At 35.2% G+C, this 21,155-nt stretch carries 17 protein-coding genes and 1 tRNA gene; 6 read left to right on the top strand and 12 right to left on the bottom strand.

Annotated elements, in window-relative coordinates; genetic code table 11:
• Positions 1–82: 82 nt before the first annotated feature.
• Positions 83–5,680 carry a cobaltochelatase subunit CobN gene (locus AW729_RS10365; protein ID WP_162685896.1) on the top strand — a complete coding sequence of 1,866 codons (5,598 nt, stop codon included), beginning with the start codon at positions 83–85 and terminating at the stop codon, positions 5,678–5,680.
• Positions 5,681–6,004: 324 nt separating this feature from the next.
• Here the strand turns inward: AW729_RS10365 and rfbB are convergent, their stop codons facing one another.
• The 4 genes from rfbB to AW729_RS10345 all read right to left on the bottom strand — a co-directional run bounded on the left by rfbB (position 6,005) and on the right by AW729_RS10345 (position 9,106).
• The gene (rfbB, locus tag AW729_RS10360; protein WP_204355218.1) at positions 6,005–6,946 is read right to left on the bottom strand and encodes a dTDP-glucose 4,6-dehydratase; all 942 of its coding nucleotides are present in this window, start codon (positions 6,944–6,946) and stop codon (positions 6,005–6,007) included.
• 184 nt (positions 6,947–7,130) lie between these two features.
• Complete coding sequence (gene xseB / locus AW729_RS10355) at positions 7,131–7,355, bottom strand: exodeoxyribonuclease VII small subunit (protein WP_112125043.1); 225 nt, start codon at positions 7,353–7,355, stop codon at positions 7,131–7,133.
• Positions 7,356–8,672, bottom strand: coding sequence for an exodeoxyribonuclease VII large subunit (gene xseA / locus AW729_RS10350; RefSeq protein ID WP_112125042.1), 1,317 nt, complete (start codon positions 8,670–8,672; stop codon positions 7,356–7,358).
• 77 nt (positions 8,673–8,749) lie between these two features.
• The gene (locus AW729_RS10345; RefSeq protein ID WP_112125290.1) at positions 8,750–9,106 is read right to left on the bottom strand and encodes a TIGR04076 family protein; all 357 of its coding nucleotides are present in this window, start codon (positions 9,104–9,106) and stop codon (positions 8,750–8,752) included.
• Between the two features lie 71 nt (positions 9,107–9,177).
• On the opposite strand from AW729_RS10345, the gene rfbD reads away from it, so the two are divergent.
• Entirely contained in the window at positions 9,178–10,038 is an 861-nt protein-coding gene (gene rfbD, locus AW729_RS10340; RefSeq protein WP_112125041.1) for a dTDP-4-dehydrorhamnose reductase, read from the top strand.
• A gap of 158 nt (positions 10,039–10,196) precedes the next feature.
• Positions 10,197–10,280 (top strand) — tRNA-Leu (locus AW729_RS10335).
• A 78-nt stretch (positions 10,281–10,358) separates the two neighbouring features.
• Here the strand turns inward: AW729_RS10335 and AW729_RS10330 are convergent.
• Positions 10,359–10,775, bottom strand: a complete 417-nt coding sequence (locus tag AW729_RS10330) for a DUF371 domain-containing protein (protein WP_112125040.1) — start codon at positions 10,773–10,775, stop codon at positions 10,359–10,361.
• A 24-nt stretch (positions 10,776–10,799) separates the two neighbouring features.
• Positions 10,800–11,375, bottom strand: a complete 576-nt coding sequence (locus AW729_RS10325) for a hypothetical protein (RefSeq protein ID WP_112125039.1) — start codon at positions 11,373–11,375, stop codon at positions 10,800–10,802.
• A 64-nt stretch (positions 11,376–11,439) separates the two neighbouring features.
• On the opposite strand from AW729_RS10325, the gene AW729_RS10320 reads away from it, so the two are divergent.
• Positions 11,440–11,883: a DUF123 domain-containing protein gene (locus AW729_RS10320; protein ID WP_112125038.1), complete on the top strand. Its 444-nt coding sequence runs from the start codon at positions 11,440–11,442 to the stop codon at positions 11,881–11,883.
• A 52-nt stretch (positions 11,884–11,935) separates the two neighbouring features.
• Here the strand turns inward: AW729_RS10320 and cfbC are convergent, their stop codons facing one another.
• From cfbC to purF, 3 genes are all read right to left on the bottom strand, one after another.
• Positions 11,936–12,730 (bottom strand): Ni-sirohydrochlorin a,c-diamide reductive cyclase ATP-dependent reductase subunit, encoded by a 795-nt coding sequence (gene cfbC / locus AW729_RS10315; protein WP_112125037.1) that lies wholly within the window; start codon positions 12,728–12,730, stop codon positions 11,936–11,938.
• Entirely contained in the window at positions 12,727–13,950 is a 1,224-nt protein-coding gene (locus AW729_RS10310; protein ID WP_112125036.1) for a peptidase U32 family protein, read from the bottom strand. The genes cfbC and AW729_RS10310 overlap by 4 nt, the downstream gene beginning before the upstream one ends.
• Before the next feature lie 73 nt (positions 13,951–14,023).
• A complete protein-coding gene (gene purF / locus AW729_RS10305) occupies positions 14,024–15,436 on the bottom strand; it encodes an amidophosphoribosyltransferase (RefSeq protein ID WP_204355180.1) in 1,413 nt (470 codons plus the stop codon).
• Positions 15,437–15,635: 199 nt separating this feature from the next.
• Between purF and AW729_RS10300 the strand changes: the two genes are divergently transcribed.
• Positions 15,636–16,496, top strand: a complete 861-nt coding sequence (locus tag AW729_RS10300) for a DUF89 domain-containing protein (RefSeq protein WP_236951282.1) — start codon at positions 15,636–15,638, stop codon at positions 16,494–16,496.
• Positions 16,497–16,501: 5 nt separating this feature from the next.
• Here AW729_RS10300 and AW729_RS10295 read toward each other — a convergent pair whose 3' ends face one another.
• Entirely contained in the window at positions 16,502–17,272 is a 771-nt protein-coding gene (locus AW729_RS10295; protein ID WP_112125035.1) for a TrmB family transcriptional regulator, read from the bottom strand.
• A gap of 162 nt (positions 17,273–17,434) precedes the next feature.
• Here AW729_RS10295 and hcp point away from each other — a divergent pair, with 162 nt between their 5' ends.
• Entirely contained in the window at positions 17,435–18,733 is a 1,299-nt protein-coding gene (gene hcp, locus AW729_RS10290; protein ID WP_112125034.1) for a hydroxylamine reductase, read from the top strand.
• A 272-nt stretch (positions 18,734–19,005) separates the two neighbouring features.
• On the opposite strand, the gene AW729_RS10285 is transcribed toward hcp, so the two are convergent.
• Both AW729_RS10285 and AW729_RS10280 read right to left on the bottom strand, forming a co-directional pair.
• Positions 19,006–20,112, bottom strand: a complete 1,107-nt coding sequence (locus AW729_RS10285; protein ID WP_112125033.1) for an archaeosine biosynthesis radical SAM protein RaSEA — start codon at positions 20,110–20,112, stop codon at positions 19,006–19,008.
• A gap of 11 nt (positions 20,113–20,123) precedes the next feature.
• Entirely contained in the window at positions 20,124–21,092 is a 969-nt protein-coding gene (locus AW729_RS10280; protein WP_112125287.1) for a 5,10-methylenetetrahydromethanopterin reductase, read from the bottom strand.
• Between the last annotated feature and the right edge of the window lie 63 nt (positions 21,093–21,155).

Raw genomic sequence — 21,155 nt, 5'->3', positions numbered from 1 at the left:
TAGTAATAGTGTATTTATATTCATAATATATTGATAGAGTATAAATGTAATTTAATTAAATACACTACAATGGTGATATATGATGAAAACTAAGACCTTTTCATTATGTATGTTAATCATTGTTCTCTTACTTTGTACAACAGTAGCCGCAGTTGATCACAAAGATCAAAAATTAAATGACAGTAATCTCACAGAAATAAATGACAATATAAATACAAGTGAAATAACTAAAGATACATCAGATGTAGATGTATCAAACAACGTCACAACTGTAAAGTTATCTGAAAAAAGCAAGGATAACATTAAGAAATCAGCGAAAATTGACAATGAAGACGAGACTTCTTCAAGTGACAAGGTAAAATCCAATGTCACAAATAACAAAAGTAGTCAAAAAACTTATACTAAAACAAGCAATAAAAAGACTACACAAAAGAGTTATACAAAGAAGTACTCCAATACCAAGAAAACACAGAAAACAGTGAAAAGTAGTTCCTATGCTAAACAACAAGCAATAGTTGCACAGGAAAGAGCTCGAAAACTTGAAAATGAAAAAATAGCCAACAACACGAAGAAAGTACTGAAAAATGCTGGTAGCAGTAACAGTAAAAATGCTACTTACAGTATCTCAGGTACAGTAACCCAGGTATATAACAACACTACCGGTAAATATGCCGGTGGCGAAGAGGATGGTTATGTTACCGAAGGGGCTGAAGTTGTTATCTATGATTCATATGGAGTTAAAGTAGCTCAAACAAAAAGTGACAAATCTGGTAACTACAAAGTAGATAATTTAACTAAAAACAACTATACAGTAACATTTAGTTACGGTACATATGCTTTAGGTAACGAATCTGTAACAATTACAAACAAATCCAAAACAGATATTAATTACACGTTCATCCCTGATATAGCAATAATCTCATATTCAGGTGCTACATCCACGGACGGTCAGAAAGAGAAAGTAGAAGCACTGAAAAGCATTAGTGACAGAGTATACTTCCTTGAAAGTTATAACATTATCGAAGGATATGATAACTCTGACCAATGGATGTTGGACTATACCAATTTCATATTGGTGGATATGTATTCGGAAGGTAATGGATTTGGTATCGACGTACGCCTGATAGGTGAATCACCAGCTTCACAGAACAACATGATAGCATATACCTTCGGTATATACTCCGAACAGTTGTTCCAGGGAAACCTGCGAAGTTGGGGATTTGTAGGTGGAGATCCATATTCACTGGAAAATACATACATAGGATCTTATTGGCAAGCTGAAAGAATAACTGACAATGAAACAGTACAGACAAATATGAAAAATTTCTATAAATATATAGAATATTTGCTTGGCGATTCGGATGTTGATCCTACAAAGAAGAATGGGAGTCCTATATTAGAGCGAACTGATTGGGGGATATATTATCCAGGACATAAAAGTTTCACACTAACTCCAACCCAACAGGAAATTAATTCATGGATTTTATCCAATCCAGGTTATAACGATGACGGTGCTGGAAGTCTAAACTGGATGACCCAAAACCTGACTGCGTGGAACGCTAAAAACAACGACCCTAAGACCATTTTCAACGAATTTGAAACATGGTACGATAAAAATGTCAAGATTAATGGGAGTTTCGTTGTAATAACAAGTTATTATCCTGGCGGAGAGGTAATAGATGCAATGATCAAGGAATATGAAAAACAAGGACGTGCCGCAATAAACTTATACCAAAAATCCACAACTCCGTCAATCAGTGAATTCTTACAGAATTTAACTGTTGGAGACATGGCATTGAAACATGGTGTAAGTGCAGTAAGTTCATTATATTCATTTTCCATGGATTACATCAATATGGGTACTGAAATACCTATAAATACATTCAAAAATACTAATGTCTCAATTCTTAGAGCGTTAGATGCTATAGATATCACAAGTTATCAAAGCAAATATGGACCACAAGCTGAATGGACAATGGGCGTGACAGTTCCACAATTTGAAGGTGTTTTCGGTGCGATTCCAGTATCATACCTTGATGAAGAAGGTAATGAAATAATTATCCAAAGTGGACTGGAAAAACATGTTAACATCACAAACGGATGGGCCAAACTAAAGGATATGGAAAACAAAGATAAAAAGATTGCTATTATTCTTTACAGTTACCCTCCAGGAAAAGCAGATGTTGGAGCTTCATATTTAGATGTATTTGAAAGCGTTCGTGAAATGTTGATTCAGATGAAAGAGAACGGATATGACATTGGATATGAAAGTGTCGATGATATCCCATCAACTGATGAATTAACAACCTTAATCTTAGAGTTAAGTAACAAAGGTACACATGCTATTGGACTTCTCGAGCAATATGTAGAAAAGTATCGGGATGAATTGGAAGCAAATCATCAAATCATCAGTCAAGAACAGTACCAGAAATGGTTCAATGAACTACCAGAAAATCTTCAGGAATCCATGATTGAAAATTGGGGAGAAGGATTTGAAACATCAGCTATGGTATATAAAAACACTTCACTTATCGTGCCGGGTATGCATATAGGTAACATATTCATAAGTGTACAGCCGGCAAGGGGATGGGATGAAGTTGCAGATTACCACAGCGATACGTTATCTCCACCGCCACCATACCTAGCATACTACAAGTACCTGAATGAAATATGGGATGTAGATGCCATAGTTCACATGGGTACCCACGGAACCCTTGAATGGTTACCTGGACACACATTAGGTATGCAGGAAACTGACTGGTCATTCCAATTAACAAATGTTCCAATCATATACCCATATATTGTATCCAACCCAGGGGAAGGTATGACTGCAAAAGAAAGAAGCTTTGCACAGGTTATTACCCATATGACTCCTGTAACTGTAGACAGTTCATTATATGGTGATTATGTAAAACTAGAGGATTCAATGTCAAGATATACTGAAATCAGGAAATTGAATTCCACAGGTACTGATGTTTATGAAAGTGAAATATTAAACATCAGTAGTGAATTAGGATATCGTCCTATGGAAGAGGACGAAACATTTGATGAATATGTTGAATTCTTACATGCACAGATAGAATCAATGGAAACTGATAAAATTACCCTTGGAAACCATGTATTAGGACATATATGGAATGATACTGAAATGGTTGAAGGTGTCAAAACAATCGCTGCATCAAGAACATACATATTACAGAATCTGATGGAACTTAGATATCCTGGATTTATCGGTCAGGACTACTACACCTTAATTAAGGATAGGAGCTTTGAACCGTATAAAGATGATTTGAACAATATGCTGACAAACATCATTTCATTACTGGTTGATGGAAACAGCATTGATGACGTTGCCGAAACATACATGCAAAACAATGAGAGTGCATTATATCAGGACATAACAGATGTATATAACATAATTGAAGGAATTAAAGATAACAAGGAATGGGCATCAATATTCACTGCACTTGACGGTGGATATGTTGAACCGGGTTTATCAGCAGACCCTTCATATTCTGATGTATTGCCGACAGGAAGAAGCTTGTATGCAAGTGATACAACCAAGATGCCAAGTAAAAATGCATGGGAAATGGCTAAAAATGCAGTAGATATCATGATAAGAAATTATTATGAAAACAATGCAGGTTCATGGCCACAACTAAATGCTATAGTTATTTGGGGTACTGAAGTATTACGTACTGAAGGTGTAAGTCTAGCAGAATTCCTTTATTTCATGGGTGTGGAACCAACATGGGACCACAATGGTAAATACAATGGTCTTAAAGTTATACCACTCGAAAACTTAACATTAAAGTTAAGTGACGGATCAGTTATCAATCGTCCAAGACTTGATGTTTTCACGACAATTGTAAGTTCAAATCCACAGTGGATTAAGATGTTGAATGACGCCGTTAAATTAGTGTATGACTTAAATGAATCATCAACTGGTAAAAACATAGAAAACTATGTTATAAAACACATAAATGAATACATTGAAGCATACAATAAAACAGAAGGTGCATTAGACAGAGTATTCGGTTTACGTGGTGCAATTCTTGAAGGTACTGGTGTATCTGATTTGGCACCGAGTGTAACCAACTGGCAGGATTCAGAAAATGGAATCAGTAATGAATTGTCAAGCGTATACATGTCCAGGATATCCAATGCTTGGAATGTAAATGATAATGGTAAAATTGAAGTAACCAACAATACAGACCAGTTTACTTATCTTTTAAGCCATTTAACGTTATTAACCCAAAACCTTGACAGTACATGGAGAGTTACTGATTCAGATGATTATGCTGATTGGTTTGGTGGACTGCTTAACGCTGCTAATACTTTAGGAGCAAAAGTAAACACCCAATTACTGGATATTCGTGATAAAAACAATATCATTTCAAGTACATTAGTTGAAGAAATCCAAAAAGAAATACGTGACACATTGCTTAACCCTACATATATCGATTCACAAATCAATGGTGCTAGTGGTTGGAATGCCATGGCAGCTAAATTACAGAATGCTATGGAAATAATGTTCACAACCCAAGGATATGCAGAAGACAGACATGGAAATGCCGTGGAAGTTAACAGAACAGGAAATAATGCAGGTGCATTAGGTTCCGGATTAATTACACAAATCGGTAAGATGCTGGTTAGTGACAAATTAAACGTTAACAAAGACTACAAAGCATATGCTTTCCAATCCATGGCCGGTTGGTTACTGACAACCGACATGAACGGATTCTGGGAATCCAATCAAGCTTTGCGTGAACAATTATCAAACAAGTACATTCAAAGTGCAGTGCAATATGGTATTGCATGTTGTCACCACACATGTAAAAACGTTGTATTCAACAAATGGGTAGTTAAAACATCAACTGTCCCTAATGAGATGAAACAACAATTTTCAGACATGATGGCAGCATCAACCAGCTATAAAGGATCACTACTTGACCCTAATGACCTACCATACACCAACACATTAGTAGAAGATGACTACAGTGGAGAAATAGATCTAACCAGCACAGTTACCGAAATAGGTATTGATGCAAGTGCAGTGGATACCGGAGTTAGCGGTAACCCTAATGCTAATGCAAATGGTCAAAGTGCAGGTTCCGGCAGTGTAGCAAATCTTGTTGGACCAGGTAATGCAGATACACAGAATACCAACGGTACCAACGGTACAGCTACTGATGGAAACGGTAATGAAGGCAGTGGAAGCCAATCTAATGGAAACGGTGAAAACACCGGTAACTCCGATAGCGGTGACTCCGGTGCAAACAGTGGAAGTGGAACAAGCGGTAGCGGTACCTCATCAAACAATTACGGTGATGGTGTAAGTGTCGGTACAAACGGTGGTGCTGGAGACAGTAAAACCAACAGTACAGCAGAAGGCAGTGGAAGTTCAGTTGGAGATGTTAGTTCAGCTGAAGCAGCATCCAATGCCCAAGCAGCCAATGCCGAGGCAAGTGCCGGTTCAAAAAGTGATGATGGTGAAGCTAGTGCAGCCAGTGCAGGTTCAGCTATGAAATCCGTATTTGAAGTAACTAAGAAAAAATTAAGTAAGTCAGCCCCACAAGATTCCGAAATATCGGCAGCATATCTTGTAGGTGTTGTTTTAGTTGGTTTATTATTCTTTGCCGGATTTGAAGGTAGAACTCCTCGTGAGAGAAAGCGATGATATCATACATATTTATAAAATAAATATAAAAATAAAATTACCCCTTTTCTTTATTCTTTTTAAAAAAAAAAGAATAAATACTTTTTTTAAAAAAAAAATATTATTTGAATTTGATTAATGAAAATATTAACTTATATCATATGTTAATGGATGATTAGATTATTAATCATGCTTTATTAAAAATAGCCAAAAATTATTCAATACCCCTCTTGTAAAGATAGAATATTTACAATAAGCATTTTCTCATAGAATTAATAAAGAGTAGAAAAAGAGTTTGAAATTTATCAATTACTTAAAAATAAAAGAGAAGATGTTGAAGGTTATTTATAATGTTTTAGTCTTTGGATATAAACGTTCCTGGTTTTCTTTATACCAATTTACAGTTTTTTCCATAGCGTCCTCAAAGTTCCATTTAGGCTCCCATCCAAGTTTTTTGGTCTTGGTGGCATCAAGGGAGTATCTTCTGTCATGACCTAACCTGTCTTCAACGTGCTGAATTAGACTTTCAGGTTTATTTAGTTTTTCCAGTATCAGTTTGGTAATTTCCATATTATTTTTCTCATTACCTCCGCCAATATTATATACTTCACCTAGTTTACCTTTATGAAGGACGGTATCTACACCTGCACAGTTATCCTCAACATAAATCCAGTCACGTACATTCTGTCCGTCACCATATACCGGTAGCGGTTCATCATGCAATGCCTTTAAAATAAACAGTGGTATTAGTTTCTCCGGAAATTGTCTTGGACCAAAGTTATTACTGCTTCTTGTAATAATAACAGGTATTCCATATGTTTTATAGTATGCATTTACCAGCAAGTCCCCTCCAGCCTTACTTGCTGAGTATGGACTTGATGGATCTATGTTATCAGTTTCCTTAAATGAACCTTCAAGTATGCTGCCGTATACTTCATCTGTTGATATTTGAATATAACGTTCAACATCATATTCTCTTACCAGTTCCAATAGATTCTGTGTACCTAAGACGTCAGACTTTACAAAAGACTGGGGATCGTTGATTGACTTATCCACATGTGTTTCTGCTGCAAAGTTTACCACATAATCCGCATCCTTCATTGCTTTGCTTGCTGCAATTGGGTCTGCAATATCTCCTTTTATAAATTCAACATCTAATGATTTGATGTTTTCTAAGTCACCTGCATATGTTAATTTATCAAGGACCGTTATATCATAATCTGGATATTTTTCTGAGATGTGATGAACAAAATTTGATCCAATAAATCCTGCTCCACCTGTAATCATTATCTTCAACTAACTCACCATTAATTATTTCTTAATAATCTTCAATATTAGTTATTTATCTATAGTTTAAATTATTAATAATTTTTGAAAAATTTACAGTATCATTTTTAACATGACAAATTCATCAGATATCCATTTTAAAAAAAGAATGGCCAGTAGCATGGTACTACTGACCCAAATATGATTATTCTTCATCGGAAACAACAAAATCCATTAATTCGCCATTTTCTTCAACTATCTTAGCAATGGATTCTTCTGCTTTAGTTAACTTTTCATCACATACTTTGACCAATTGCATTGCATTATTAAATTCATCGATTGCATCATCCAATGGTACATCCCCATTTTCTAATTTTTCAACGATTTCCTCTAATTTTTCCAGACTTTCTTCAAAACTTAAATCTTCCATTTATATCACCTTTGTATTAATAGTTCCATCATCAAATTTTATGTCCAATTTATCCCCCACTTTAACATCTTTCGAAGAAGATATTACCTTCTCATTACACTCGGCAATAGCATAACCTCTTTTTAGTGTTAATAGCGGATTTAAAACCTCCAGTTTAGAGATATTTTTGATATATCTATCCTTCTTGTTCTTTGTTATTGACTTGGGATTCTTAAAGATATATGAATTTTCCAATTTCAACAGCTTATTTCTGTTGTCATGAATAATTTGCTGTGATGCGTTTTCAAATCTGCCAATGAGTAACTCCAGATTCATCTTTGGATGATCATATATGCTTTGAGGATGTTTTAGTATATTTTTCTTAGATATTGTATTCAATTTATTTCTATTTTCCAGTATCTTATTTCTAACTGTGTTGGTTATTCTTTCATTCAAATCATTTAATTTGGATTTTAATACATATGCATCCGGAACAGCCATTTCAGCTGCTGCCGTTGGTGTGGGTGCTCTTAAATCCGCCACGAAGTCGGAAATTGTGTAATCAATTTGATGACCCACCGCACTGATTATGGGTACATTTGAATCATAGATTGCCCGTGCTACCTTTTCTTCATTGAATGGCCATAAGTCCTCTATGCTTCCACCACCACGACCAACAATTAACGTGTCCAAGCCATAATTCTGAGCATCAGAAATTCGTTCAACTATGTTATCTGCCGCATCATCTCCCTGTACCAGTGTGGAAAATACAAGTATTTGACAATAAGGATACCTTCTTTTTATTGTCGTGATGATATCCTTTACCGCTGCACCGGTAGATGCTGTTACCACACCTATACGTTTTGGATATTTGACTATCTTCTTTTTATGGGACTCATCAAACAATCCCTCTTTTGATAGTTTCTCCTTTAATTGCTGGAATGCAATATGTAAATCACCGACTCCCTCTTCTGTTATATTATGAGCATACAACTGATAATTTCCATATTTTTTATACACTTCTATTTTACCTGTAATGATTACCTTCATCCCATCTTTAGGTTCAAACTTCAAATGCTTTTTATATCCCCAGAACATAACGGAACTTATTTGTGAATCCTTATCCTTAAGCGTGAAATAACTATGCCCATTAGGATATGATTTATAGTTGGATATTTCACCCTTAACCATGATCTTTGCCAGTGCATCATCACGTTTTAGTTTCTGATTAATGTAATCAGTTATCTCAGATACAGTATAGCAATGCGTATTGTCCCCTTCTGATAAAGTTGGTTGTGTAAATTCTAAAGTGGTCTGTTTAGTAAACCGCTTACGCATGATTTCACCTTAATTATTTAAAAAATTACATATTATTTTATTTTAAGCAATTTTGCATTACCAATATTATTTATTGGTTATTCCTGTTTTTCACCACTCAAAAAGTCATAATCAGCTGAATCAATATCCGTTGATTCCAGCTTCATAATTACAGGCCTTAAACCATCATTGCATGAAACAATCGCTACACCCGGTTTTTCTATCCAGTCATGATAATAAAATACACAATCCTCTGCCCCATGGGCTAATGCAAATACATATTGGTAGATTGCTTTCCATGCCTCATCACAAAATCCTTCAGGCTTTGCATAATCAGCATAAAATACCTGGCCTTCTTTCATTAATGGACATGTGGATAAACCTTCCACCCCATATTCCTTAGCCAACTGTTCATCCAAGGTAGTTTTTAATATTGTAATTTTGACTTTTTTCATACAATTCATTTTTACACCTACTTTTATATTACACATCAAATGATTTATATTTTAAAAAACAATATTTATATATGAAATTCTTTATTACAGGTGGTAGTGGTCTACTGGGTAGTAGAATTGCTACTGTAGCTGATGACGAGCATGAACTTGTTTTATCACATAACTCCAACCCTACAGACAATACTGTTAAGTGTGATATTACAGATGAAGATGAAGTTAAAAAAACAATACAAAAAGTCAAGCCCGATGTGATTATCCACTGTGCTGCAATGACCAATGTGGATTTATGTGAAGACGAGATAGATACGGCCTATAAAGTTAATGGTGATGCTACAGGATACTTGGCCAAGGCATCCGAAGATGTTGATGCCAAGATGATTTATGTATCAACCGATTTTGTATTTGATGGAACAAAGGGCAATTATAAGGAGACCGATGAGGTTAATCCGTTGGGAATTTATGCAAAAAGTAAGTATGATGGCGAAGTGCAACTTCAGAAATACAGCAATAACTGGGCAATAGCCAGAGTTAGCGTATTGTATGGCTGGCATGAAAGATTAAACTTTACCACGTGGGTCATAGATGAGCTTAGAAAGGAGAATGAGATTAATATTGTTACTGATCAGATTAACTCACCGACACTGGCAGATAATGCGGCCGAGGCCATGCTTGAAATAGCAGGACAGGACAAGAATGGTATTTATCACACGGCGGGCAATGACCTGATTAGCAGATATGACTTTACAAGACAAATTGCCGATGTATTTGATTTGGATGAGAATCTTATTAATCCAATAACTAGTGATAAGTTCATTCAGAAAGCTCCTAGACCTCGTGATTCATCATTGAACGTGAATAAAATTGAAAAGGAACTTGACTTTAAAATGGAGACCTGTGAAGAATCCTTAATTAGAATGCGTGATTGTGAATAATTTCTTTTCTTCCTTTTTTTGTCGATTGTATATTAACATCAATAACAAAAAAATCGGGAATAAATAGTAAAATTTATATATGATAATTAAAATATATAATTATAGACTTTAAGTCTAAATGGTTAAATCCATCCGAAAATATAACTGATTTTTTATATGCGGGGGTGGTCGAGCGGTCAAAGGCGCTAGGTTGAGGGCCTAGTGAGGTAGTCTCTTCGCGGGTTCGATTCCCGTCTCCCGCACTTATATTATTCAACACCATTTTTATAGAAAAATTATTTAATATTTAAAAAATAAGAATTTTGAAGATTATTTATTCGTTAATCATCAACTTTTATTGTTACTTTTAGGGTTTCACAGTTACTTAGATCATTAATCAGGTCTTCATCCAAGTCTATTGCTGCCTTATCGGCCTTTATCATTAATGTTCTGCTGCAGGTAAATGTACTTTTTCTACATACCATATCACTTGGATGATTAAGGGTTAACTGTGATGAACCGTAACCGATTATTTTATCTTTTGCATTGGGCGTTTCCAGCGATAACTCTATTTTTGTGTCATCACACATGATTTTATCCCTTAATTTTTGTGGAAAATCATTTAACGTGACATTGCTGTTTAATCCGATTATGCAGTCACCTTTCAGGGTAAGTGTGCTATCGGTTGTTATTTCAAATGTTGTCTTATGCTTTGACAATACGTTTTCATGTCCTGTTGCCTCAAAAGTGTATTGCATTATTATCTCCCCCACTTAATTAATTTATACTGAATTGTAATCATCCTTGTTGTTTATAATACCATTTATAGAGTAGATTACTAGTTCAGAGAACAGTACCATCATCAATAGGAATGAATAGTTAAATGATAAAGCTATCATAACGGCAATTACAATTATGAATAACAGATACGTGTATATTCTTGACCAGTTACTTGTTAGGAATACCATTGCTAATGATAAAAAGATTATCAAGGGTATTTCCAAATCGATTAATTCTGCAAATGCTACATTGCTTGAATATGCAACTATCATATATGTTATAATAGACAGCAATGAAACACTGATGTAATAATTCAGATTAACTGCCTGATTTCTGCTACATGAAGAGTCATCCGTGGACACATTATTCTTTGATAGATTATTCTGACTGTCATTTATATTACAAGTTCTACCTATTATTTGACTGTTATTTTGGTCAATAACATCATATGAATTAATTATCGGATTAACGTCGTTAGTTTGTCTTGTTGTTGTATCTTTAGAATCATCATAACTGTTTTCATCCGGATTTCTATCCACGAGTACATATGTTAAATTTTTTTTATCGGAGTCATCCATTTCTATCGCCTATAGTAATTATTTTTAAATAATTTTATATTTTACTTTTTTGATAGTAATTATCATGAATTATGAAAAAGTTGATAAGGGCAGTTACTGTTTGATCATCCATGTTAAAAAGGATTGCAGAATAAAAATTGGTGCAAAAGGATTTATAAAATTTGATACTGGTTACTATGTATATGTGGGCAGTGCACTAAATAGTTTGAAAAGTCGTATTTCAAGACATATCTCCAAGGATAAGAAAAAACATTGGCATATGGATTACTTGTCTCTTAATAAAAATGTGGAAATAAATCAAGTGATATACACCCATTGTGATAAAAAAATAGAATGTGATATTTCACATAAAATAAATGAAAATACGGACAAACATATTGAATCTTTTGGCTGTTCTGATTGTAAATGCATGTCTCATTTGTATTATTTTGATAGTTATGATGAAGCCATAAATGTTTCCATAGGTGTGATGGAAAAACTTGGATATGATGTATACACATGGATATAATTAAAAACAATAAAAAGAAAGATTTAAGAAAAAAAAGTATGGATGGGTCATTCTAGTTATCCACATAGGAATAGAAAAATTTTTCAAATTCCTCTGATTCCAGAGGAGTTGGAGCAACAAGATTATCGTTATCCATGATTGATTTAATCAGTTTTCGGTATTCATTGGACTGATCTGAATCAGGGTATACCTCAACAACAGTCTTTGCCTGAAACTCACTGCTTTGAACCAATGGGCTTCTAGGTATTATTCCAATTACCTCCGTTGACAACAACTTTGCAAATTCACTAACAATCTCAACCTCATTTTCTACATTACGGCAATTGCAGATAATTCCGCCCAGCTTGCCGTTGAGTTTACGTATACCCTTTGCAATATTGTTTGCAGCATAAAGTGACATGTACTCCCCACTGGTTACAATGTATACCTCATCAGCATATTCTTCACGCAGAGGTACGCTGAAACCGCCACATACAACATCTCCCAGAACATCATAAATCACCAATTCGGGATTGCTGTCAAATGCACCCAACTGATTGAGCAATTTCATGGCGACGATAACGCCCCTACCTGCACATCCAACACCCGGCTCAGGTCCTCCACTTTCTACACACAACGTATTGTTAAATCCCTCATATAACACGTCATCCAATACGGGATTCTTATTGTTTCTCATTGTATCAAGGATTGTTGGAATTCTTTTTCCCACCAATGTTCTGGTGGTATCGGATTTAGGATCGCATCCTATTACAAAGGTGGAATTATCATAACTGGCGGCAATATTTGATACCGTTGTAGATTTACCTATTCCTCCTTTTCCATAAATTGCTATTTTCTTTTTTGTCATAAACTCAACTCCTTAATTGGTACTTTTTTATATACATGGTCATTTTCACGTACCACGTTATTAAATTTAATTCCAACAAGCCCTTCGCTTATCGATTCAATATTCCTGCCGTCAACTTGCATAGATTCCACTTCTTCTGTAACGCTGCCCGTTTTGTTTCCCTGTATGATAATGGTATCGCCCACTTTCAGTTCATCCCATAATTTCAGTTCGGCCACGTTGATTTTTTTGTAGTAATTGGTTATCTGTCCAATATCAACCTTCTTATATGTGGCTTCATTATCACAACTGCATTGCTTTGGTACCCTGAAGTAAAATCCAGTGTCAAAGCCCCTGTTGAATACGCCCTTAAGTTCATTCTTCCATTGCGGAAGATATTTCTCGGATGATTCATCCCATTTATCCAATTGATATAGTTTGATTGCGTCACTGTAACACTTCGTGACCGTTGCAACATAATCCGGAGCTCTTGCTCGTCCTTCTATTTTAAATGCGTCAATGCCTGCTTCCATCAGCTGGGGAATATGCTCTATCATACACATATCCCTTGGACTCAAGAGTCTTGACTTTTCAATATCATTATCCTCGGGAGCAGTTAGAATCAACTCCTTGTCATCATGAGATTGAATCCTCCATTCCTGACGACATGGCTGCAAACATTCTCCGCAGTTAGCATTTCGATTATAGAAGTAGCTGCTTAAGAAACATCTGCCCGATATTGCCACACACATTGCCCCATGAATGAAGGTTTCGATTTCTATTGGAGAATTCCGTTTTATTCTTTTAATGTCCTCCAAAGATAATTCACGTGACAATACTGCACGTGTAACACCCAGTTCATTATATAATTTTAGTGCTTCCACATTTGTTATGTTTGCCTGTACACTTAGATGTAACGGGATTGATGAATCCTTAGCTATATTGATCATTCCCATATCGGATATTATCAATGCATCAACGTCAAATGATTCAAGCTTTTCAAGTTGTTTTTTATATTTGACAAGCTGATTATCAGATACGATTGTGTTTGTACATACATAGACCTTTTTATCATAATCATGACAATACTTTACGATATCTTCAATATCATCCAAACTGATGTTTGCCACATTTGCACGCATATTATAATCGGTTATCCCAACATATACACTGTCTGCATTGTTGTTTATTGCTGCACTAACACATCTTTTATCTTTTGCGGGAGCTAATAATTCTACCATAACACTCTACCTTTATAAATTTAAAAAATGAGATAACTATTAAAAAAAGGGGTAACGTTGAAGAATAATCCATTTATTCTTCTTTATATAATTCTGGTGGGATAATTGTAGGATATTCCTCTGTTATACATCCAAGACATAAGTCTTCACGAGGTGTACCTATTGAATCTACAAGCCCTTCGATACTGATGTACCCTATGGAATCCACACCTATTGCATCTTTGATTTCTTCATTGGTTCTGTCTACGGCTATTAATTCTTCCTTAGTAGCCATTGCTATTCCATAGTAGCATGGAGAGATGATTTCCGGACATCCTATCAGTAGATGTACCTCTTTGGCACCTGCATCTTTTATCATCTTGATAATGGTACGTGAGGTTGTTCCCCTTACGACACTATCATCTATTACAATTACTTTTTTACCTTTTATTACCTCATCCACTGTATTCATCTTTAATTTTACTGCGATATCCCTATCTTTCTGGGTTGGCATGATAAATGTTCTACCAACATACCTGTTTTTGATTAAACCCTCTGCATATGGTATTCCACTATGTCTTGCATAGGACAGGGTTGCAGGTATGGAAGAGTCCGGTACGGCAATTACCACATCGGCATCTATCGGATATTCCTTTGCCAATTGCTTTCCAATGTTTAAACGTACCTGATATACACTTTTGTCAAATATCATACTGTCAGGTCTTGCAAAGTACAGGTATTCAAACATACAATTTGCCGTATGTTCACCTCTAGGCAGATAATAACTTTTTTGTACTCCCTTGTTGATTTCGAGTATCTCTCCGGCATCTATGGAACGTATATAATCTATATCCAATGAATCAAATGCCACGGTTTCTGAAGCTACCACTATAAATTCTTCATCTCCACCCAGTGATAGCGGTTTCATTCCCAATGGATCACGAATAGCATAGATTACGCCATTAATCATCAGTACCAATGAGTAAGAACCTATCAATTTGGAACAGGATGACTTGATGGCCTCAACCACATCTCCGCATTTGTTATATTCGGACAGTATTAAATGACATATTACCTCCGAATCCGTGGTGGACTTGAATTCATAACCGGCATCCATTAATTCATCCCGCAGTAATTTTGAATTGACAATATCACCGTTGTGTGCCTCTGCAATTATGAAGTCATTTTCACGTTCTACAAATGGCTGTCCATTTGACAATTCTGATTCACCGGTGGTTGAATAACGTACATGCCCTATTCCCACATTTCCATTTAATAAATCCAACAGATCATTATCAAATACCTCTGATACTAAACCCATATCTACATGAGTATTAATTCTACCATCTTTAAAAACACTTATTCCGGCAGATTCCTGCCCTCTATGTTGTAAAGTATATAATCCTGAATAAATCCATGAAGCTACATCCATTGAATCATCAAAAGAATATATACCCACTATTCCACATTTATCTTGCAATGTATCTTGCACTTTTTGTCTCCCCATCAATTATGTAAATTAAAAAATGAAGTTGAAGTAAAAAAATTTATTAATTATACTAATATTTATCATTTTATGAATACTTATATTTTAGTATGATTTTTTTAAAAAGTGAAAAAAGATGGATAAAATGAGCAAAAATCCATTAAATTAATTAAGTTTAAAGCAGAGATTATTAATTAAGAAGTTATTGGATTTGAGAAATGTGAAAGTTAAATATGAATGTGCATCATGTATGTTAAGACAATCAAGAGAAGCTATAGAAAATTCTGTTGAAGATTATGATAAACGTATGGATATAACATTAGAAGTATTGGAGTTTATGGGTAAAAACTTTAAAAAGAACACCAACTCCAACAAGTTAGGTACAGATTTGCATCATATGATTATGAAACTAACGGATAATGATGATCCATACAAGCTGTACAGAGAAAAAGGAAATAATCTGGCCAAAAAGTTAATTCCAACTGTAAAAAAAGTTATTGATGAAAATCCCTCACTTGAAAGCTATGTTAAAATTGCAGTCTGCGGAAACATCATCGATTTTGGTGCATTGAAGCAGGACACCGACATGGAAAAGTTAATCAAACAAAAGATTACAGATGAACTTGTAATCAATGATGTCGACAAACTGGACAAGGACCTGAAAAAAGCCAACAGAATACTTTATTTATCAGATAACGGAGGAGAAATCGTATTTGATAAACTATTGATAAAGAAGATTAAAGAGGATTATGACCTGGAAATCATACTGGCTTTAAAGGAAGCCCCAATATTAAATGATGCAATCGTGAGCGATGCATATGATTTAGGATTGGATGAATATGCCACCATCATAAGCACCGGCGCCAATTCCGTGGGCGTCGTGAAGGATTATGTCTCTGATGAGCTGCATGAGCTGATAAATGATGTAGACATGATTATCAGCAAGGGAATGGGCAACTTTGAGGGTTTGACTGAAATGGATATAAATACCACCATTTATTATCTTCTTAATACGAAATGCAATGTAATTTCATCCGAGATAGGTGTAGACTTGGCAAGCAGCATATGTTATAAGATTTGATGTGACTATTTGTCTGTTGAATTCCATTTCCTGTTAAATGCGGATGAATAATTTGATATGATTGTCGAATATGTATTGTATAAACCTACCATATTAGCGTTACGTATTGATTTTCCAGAATTTTCTGCAAATACCAACATCATCTCCTTATAATCCCTTATTATCAATTGTGCAGAGGGAAGCTGCACATACCTTACATTTACCGGTAGATTGGATAGAATTTCTTCCATGTCAATATTTACACCATCCACCTCACATTTGCTTACGGATAATATTTTTACCTTGATTCCATTCTTGTCCAGTTTGAGTATCATTTTTTTGAATGAATCAACTTCCGACGGCAATAAAAATCCCAAACGTATCAGGACTATTTTTTTAGACTTGTTTAAAATGTCTTTCTGCTTTTGTAAAATTTTATTTATGTCTTCGATTGATTGGATTGGCGTATTTACGGTTGGCAGTTTATTATCATATATTTCAACCAGGTTTTTTTCAAGTATGTCCATTTGCCTTAAAAAATCTTCTTTATAATTAGTTAATGACTCCAATGGATCTATTACATCATATTCGAGTGGTCTTCCCTGACGTATTTTTATGAGATTTTTTTGTTTTAAACTTTCCAGTACCGGATATATCTTTGAGCGTGGAACTCCCGATTCCTTACTTATGGTATCCGCCTTTGATGTTATTAGAGACATCAATGCAAGGTATGCCTTTGATTCATAATCTGTCAATCCCATCTTTTTTAATATGTTCAAGTTTTCGTTATCTGTCAATTGTTACAGCCCCATTTTTAAAATATTTTCTCATTATTTTTAATAGTATATAATTATAAGTATTTAAAGTTTGTTCCAAATTCACTTACATAGTGACATAATATTATATACTCAATAAGTCATTAAATAAATATAACAAAAAAAATGATAGGTGATTATAAAATGAATGACAATATGTTTTGTTACCAATGTTCACAAGCCGTTCAAGGCGAAGGATGTACAAAAATAGGAGTATGCGGAAAAAATGAGACCCTTGCAAGACTACAGGACAACCTAATCTTTGCAGCCAAAGGAATTGCCGCATACAACTACCAAATGGAGGAATTCGGAAAAGTCGATGAAGAAGTAAACAAATTCATAACAAAAGCGTTATACTCAACATTAACAAACGTAAACTTCGATATTCAAAGCTTTATTGAAATGGCCCTTGAAGCAGGTCAAATCAATATCAAAGTAATGGACGGACTTAAACAAGCACACCGTGAAAATTACGGAGAACCCGAACCAAAAGAAGTACCAAAAGGTGCAAGCAAAGGACATGGAATATTGGTTACAGGTCACGACCTAAAAGTATTGGAAGAGCTACTAAAACAGACCGAAGGAAAAGGCATAAACATCTACACCCACAGTGAAATGTTAATAGCACACGGTTATCCTGGCTTAAACAAATATGAACACCTCAAAGGCCAATTAGGCGGACCATGGTTTGATCAAAAAGAAATCTTTGAAAAATACGAAATCCCTGTACTTGTAACGACAAATTGCGGACTGATACCAAAAGAAAGTTATAAAGACAGAATATACACCTCCGGTATAGCACAACTACCTGAAGTACCACATATTGATGATTACGACTTCTCTGACATAATCACTCAAGCATTGGAACTTCCAGAACTTGAAGAGGAAGAAAACAAAACATCATACATGACAGGATTTGGAAAAGACACCGTGCTTTCATTGGCAGATAAGATTAAGGAACTGGTACTTGCAGGTAAAATCAAACAATTCTTCGTAATGGGCGGATGTGACGTGCCAAACCCAGCAATGAGTTATTACACTGACTTTGCAAAACAATTACCTGAAGATACAATAATAATATCAGTCGGATGTGGAAAATACAGATTCAACGATTTGGACTTAGGTGACATAGAAGGCATACCAAGACATATTGATTTAGGACAATGTAACGATGCAATTGTAGGAGCCGAAATATTAACTGCACTTACAGAAGTATTTGACATGGGATTAAATGATTTACCTGTAACGTTCGTGTTAAGTTGGATGGAACAAAAAGCCGTATCCATACTCTGGAGCCTACTGGCATTAGGTTTAACCAACATCCACATCGGCCCAATACTTCCTGCATGGGTGGATGAAACAATACTTAACGTACTGGTCGATAACTTCGACTTAAAACTAATATCAAATCCTGAAGAGGATATCAAAAACATATTAGGATAAATCACTACCCTACCTTTTTTCTCTTTTTTTAGTTTGTACTCCCGTTATTTCAACATAAACTCCAATAAATCAAATCAACACAAATATCAGTTATCAACAACAAATATTCTGCTATATATATTCACATTTCAAAATCGGGTTATTATAACCATCGATAATTTATCATATCACTGTATGATTATTAATGTATAAACTCATGAAATGTAAAAAAAATAGCAAATGATTGAATAAAACAGATTGATATCAAAAAGAATAAAAAAAAGAGAGATTGATTAGCATTTAGGATTGGTTGTAGTATTTAAAACTTCACCAAACTCTAAATCAGCCAGCCATTTGTCCTTACATTCACAGGTGAAGTCCTCTAATTCTTCGGGGATTTCCTGGGTCAGGTTTGATTCTATGATTAATGACTTCAATTTTGAGTTACACTTTTTACAATTGAATGGGCCCCGTCTTGTTCCGAATCCTGCAGTGTCCATTATAAATGGGATATCAACATTTTTTCGCACTTCTTTGATTATCTTCACAGTGCTCCATATCCATGGAGGATTGTATGAGCCTTTTTTCCATAGCGAATCCATTAATGTTCCTGCATGGACCGTTGCGGGACAGTATGCTATTCTCTTTACTCCGACTTTTTTGGCATATTCGGCTGATTCAATAGCTTCTTGAATGGCTTCTTTTTCTGATATCAGTATTGGTTTTACCAATAGATATGCTTTGGCTCTTATGTCATAGTCTTCAATGCTGTTTATTAGGCTTACACAGTCTTCGAATGCCCTGTTTGTTATTCCCTTGTTTATCTTATTTTGACGAGTTTCCTCATTTGAAGTCTCAAGACCTATACCAATCTCAAAAATTTTATCAGGTATCAGTGATGCCAATCGAATAAGTGAATCTTCATCAATGAATTCGGGCTTTGACTCTACAATTACCTCTTTTAAATTATCGTATTTATTGAATTTATTGAAGATATATTCCTGAACATTTTTGGGTACTTCATTGCAATTTAAAAAACTACCTGATACAAATAGTTTTATCGCCACATTCTCATAAGAGGTTATATCAACCTTGTCCAACTGCTTATTCCACTGGAGGTCGAAGATTCTTATCAGGTCATCATCCCCGATATCGCATAACGGGGAATCGGCTATATAACTGCACATGGTACATCCACCACTATCTCTTGCCCACTGGCAACCGCTGGTTGGAAGTACTATAAATATTGTATAACCAACACAGTCATATAACCTGTCTTCACCAGCCCAGCTAGCAGCATATGCTTCCAGGGGCTTCTTATTTTTCTTGCGTTCCATCTTGTTTTTAAGGTTTTGAATGGATTTTTCACGTATTTGTCTGTTAATCTTCTGTACTTGCATATTATACATCCTTAATTAAATGAATTGATTATATCTTCCAATAATTTAAGAGATTTGATTCTGTCTTTTCCTATAGGTGAACCTACTACAAATTCATTAACGCCCATATCCTGCAATATTTCTATCTTGTCACTTATCTGTGAAGGTGTTCCCCATACGCTAAATGCGTTTACCATATCCTCATCTACGGCATTGATTGCTTGTTTGAAATCATTGTTTGACAGGTATTGCTTAATCAGTTTTGCAGATTCGACATTGATTCCATGGCGATTCAGTACAACTTCAGGTGAACCGGCTATGATAAATGCCACCACGATTCTGGTTTGATTAAATGCAGCCATCTTATCATCATCAACGCTACAGGCAGTATATGCTGCAAAGTTAAAGTCTTTTTCCGGATTTGAGGAATTGGATATTCCTTTTTTAATTAGTGGTATGGCATGTTCAAAGTCTTTGGGACTTGAAGCGTTGACCAGACTTCCGTCTGCAATTTTACCCGATAATTCGAGCATCTTAGGACCCTGTGCTCCTATATATATCGGTATTTTTTCCTGAACTTTACTGGTACCTGTTAGCTTTGCACCATCCTTAACTTCCTTACCCTCAATCAAGTCCCCTATTAGATTTACTGCATCCTCCACGGCAGATAATGGCCTGTTCCATTTGATGCCGAGGGCATTCATCGTTGCCTTATCACCAGGCCCTATTCCAAGTAGTGCCCTGCCGTCTGATATTTCATCCAGAGTGGTTGTTGCCTGTGCTATTGTTACGGGATTTCTGATAAATGGATTTGATACTCCTGAACCCATGTGTATCGTACTGGTTTCATATGCTGCGAGTGCAAGGATTTCAAATACGTTCTTATTATTGTAATGATCGGTTATCCATACGTTTTCAAAACCAATATCCTCTGAAATCTTAATTAATTCAAGTAGATTACTTATAGGTTCGTTGGGTAATAATTCTAAAGAAAATTTCAATTGCATTACTCTCCTGTAAATTATTAGATTAATTATTATATAGTTATGTAGTTTATTATTTCT

This window comes from Methanosphaera sp. BMS, from assembly GCF_003268005.1.
In the GTDB taxonomy this organism is placed as follows: Archaea; Methanobacteriota; Methanobacteria; order Methanobacteriales; family Methanobacteriaceae; genus Methanosphaera.
This window is presented reverse-complemented; position numbering and strand designations above follow the sequence as displayed.

What these genes read in the sequence shown, in the direction of transcription:
- cfbC (WP_112125037.1), bottom strand. Translation starts at nt 12,730, where the DNA reads ATGACAAAAAAGAAAATAGCAATTTATGGAAAAGGAGGAATAGGTAAA.
- xseB (WP_112125043.1), bottom strand. Translation starts at nt 7,355, where the DNA reads ATGGAAGATTTAAGTTTTGAAGAAAGTCTGGAAAAATTAGAGGAAATC.
- rfbB (WP_204355218.1), bottom strand. Translation starts at nt 6,946, where the DNA reads ATGATTACAGGTGGAGCAGGATTTATTGGATCAAATTTTGTTCATCAC.
- hcp (WP_112125034.1), top strand. Translation starts at nt 17,435, where the DNA reads ATGAATGACAATATGTTTTGTTACCAATGTTCACAAGCCGTTCAAGGC.
- AW729_RS10330 (WP_112125040.1), bottom strand. Translation starts at nt 10,775, where the DNA reads ATGCAATACACTTTTGAGGCAACAGGACATGAAAACGTATTGTCAAAG.
- AW729_RS10365 (WP_162685896.1), top strand. Translation starts at nt 83, where the DNA reads ATGAAAACTAAGACCTTTTCATTATGTATGTTAATCATTGTTCTCTTA.
- AW729_RS10345 (WP_112125290.1), bottom strand. Translation starts at nt 9,106, where the DNA reads ATGAAAAAAGTCAAAATTACAATATTAAAAACTACCTTGGATGAACAG.
- rfbD (WP_112125041.1), top strand. Translation starts at nt 9,178, where the DNA reads ATGAAATTCTTTATTACAGGTGGTAGTGGTCTACTGGGTAGTAGAATT.
- purF (WP_204355180.1), bottom strand. Translation starts at nt 15,436, where the DNA reads ATGGGGAGACAAAAAGTGCAAGATACATTGCAAGATAAATGTGGAATA.
- AW729_RS10320 (WP_112125038.1), top strand. Translation starts at nt 11,440, where the DNA reads ATGAATTATGAAAAAGTTGATAAGGGCAGTTACTGTTTGATCATCCAT.
- xseA (WP_112125042.1), bottom strand. Translation starts at nt 8,672, where the DNA reads ATGCGTAAGCGGTTTACTAAACAGACCACTTTAGAATTTACACAACCA.
- AW729_RS10310 (WP_112125036.1), bottom strand. Translation starts at nt 13,950, where the DNA reads ATGGTAGAATTATTAGCTCCCGCAAAAGATAAAAGATGTGTTAGTGCA.
- AW729_RS10285 (WP_112125033.1), bottom strand. Translation starts at nt 20,112, where the DNA reads ATGCAAGTACAGAAGATTAACAGACAAATACGTGAAAAATCCATTCAA.
- AW729_RS10325 (WP_112125039.1), bottom strand. Translation starts at nt 11,375, where the DNA reads ATGGATGACTCCGATAAAAAAAATTTAACATATGTACTCGTGGATAGA.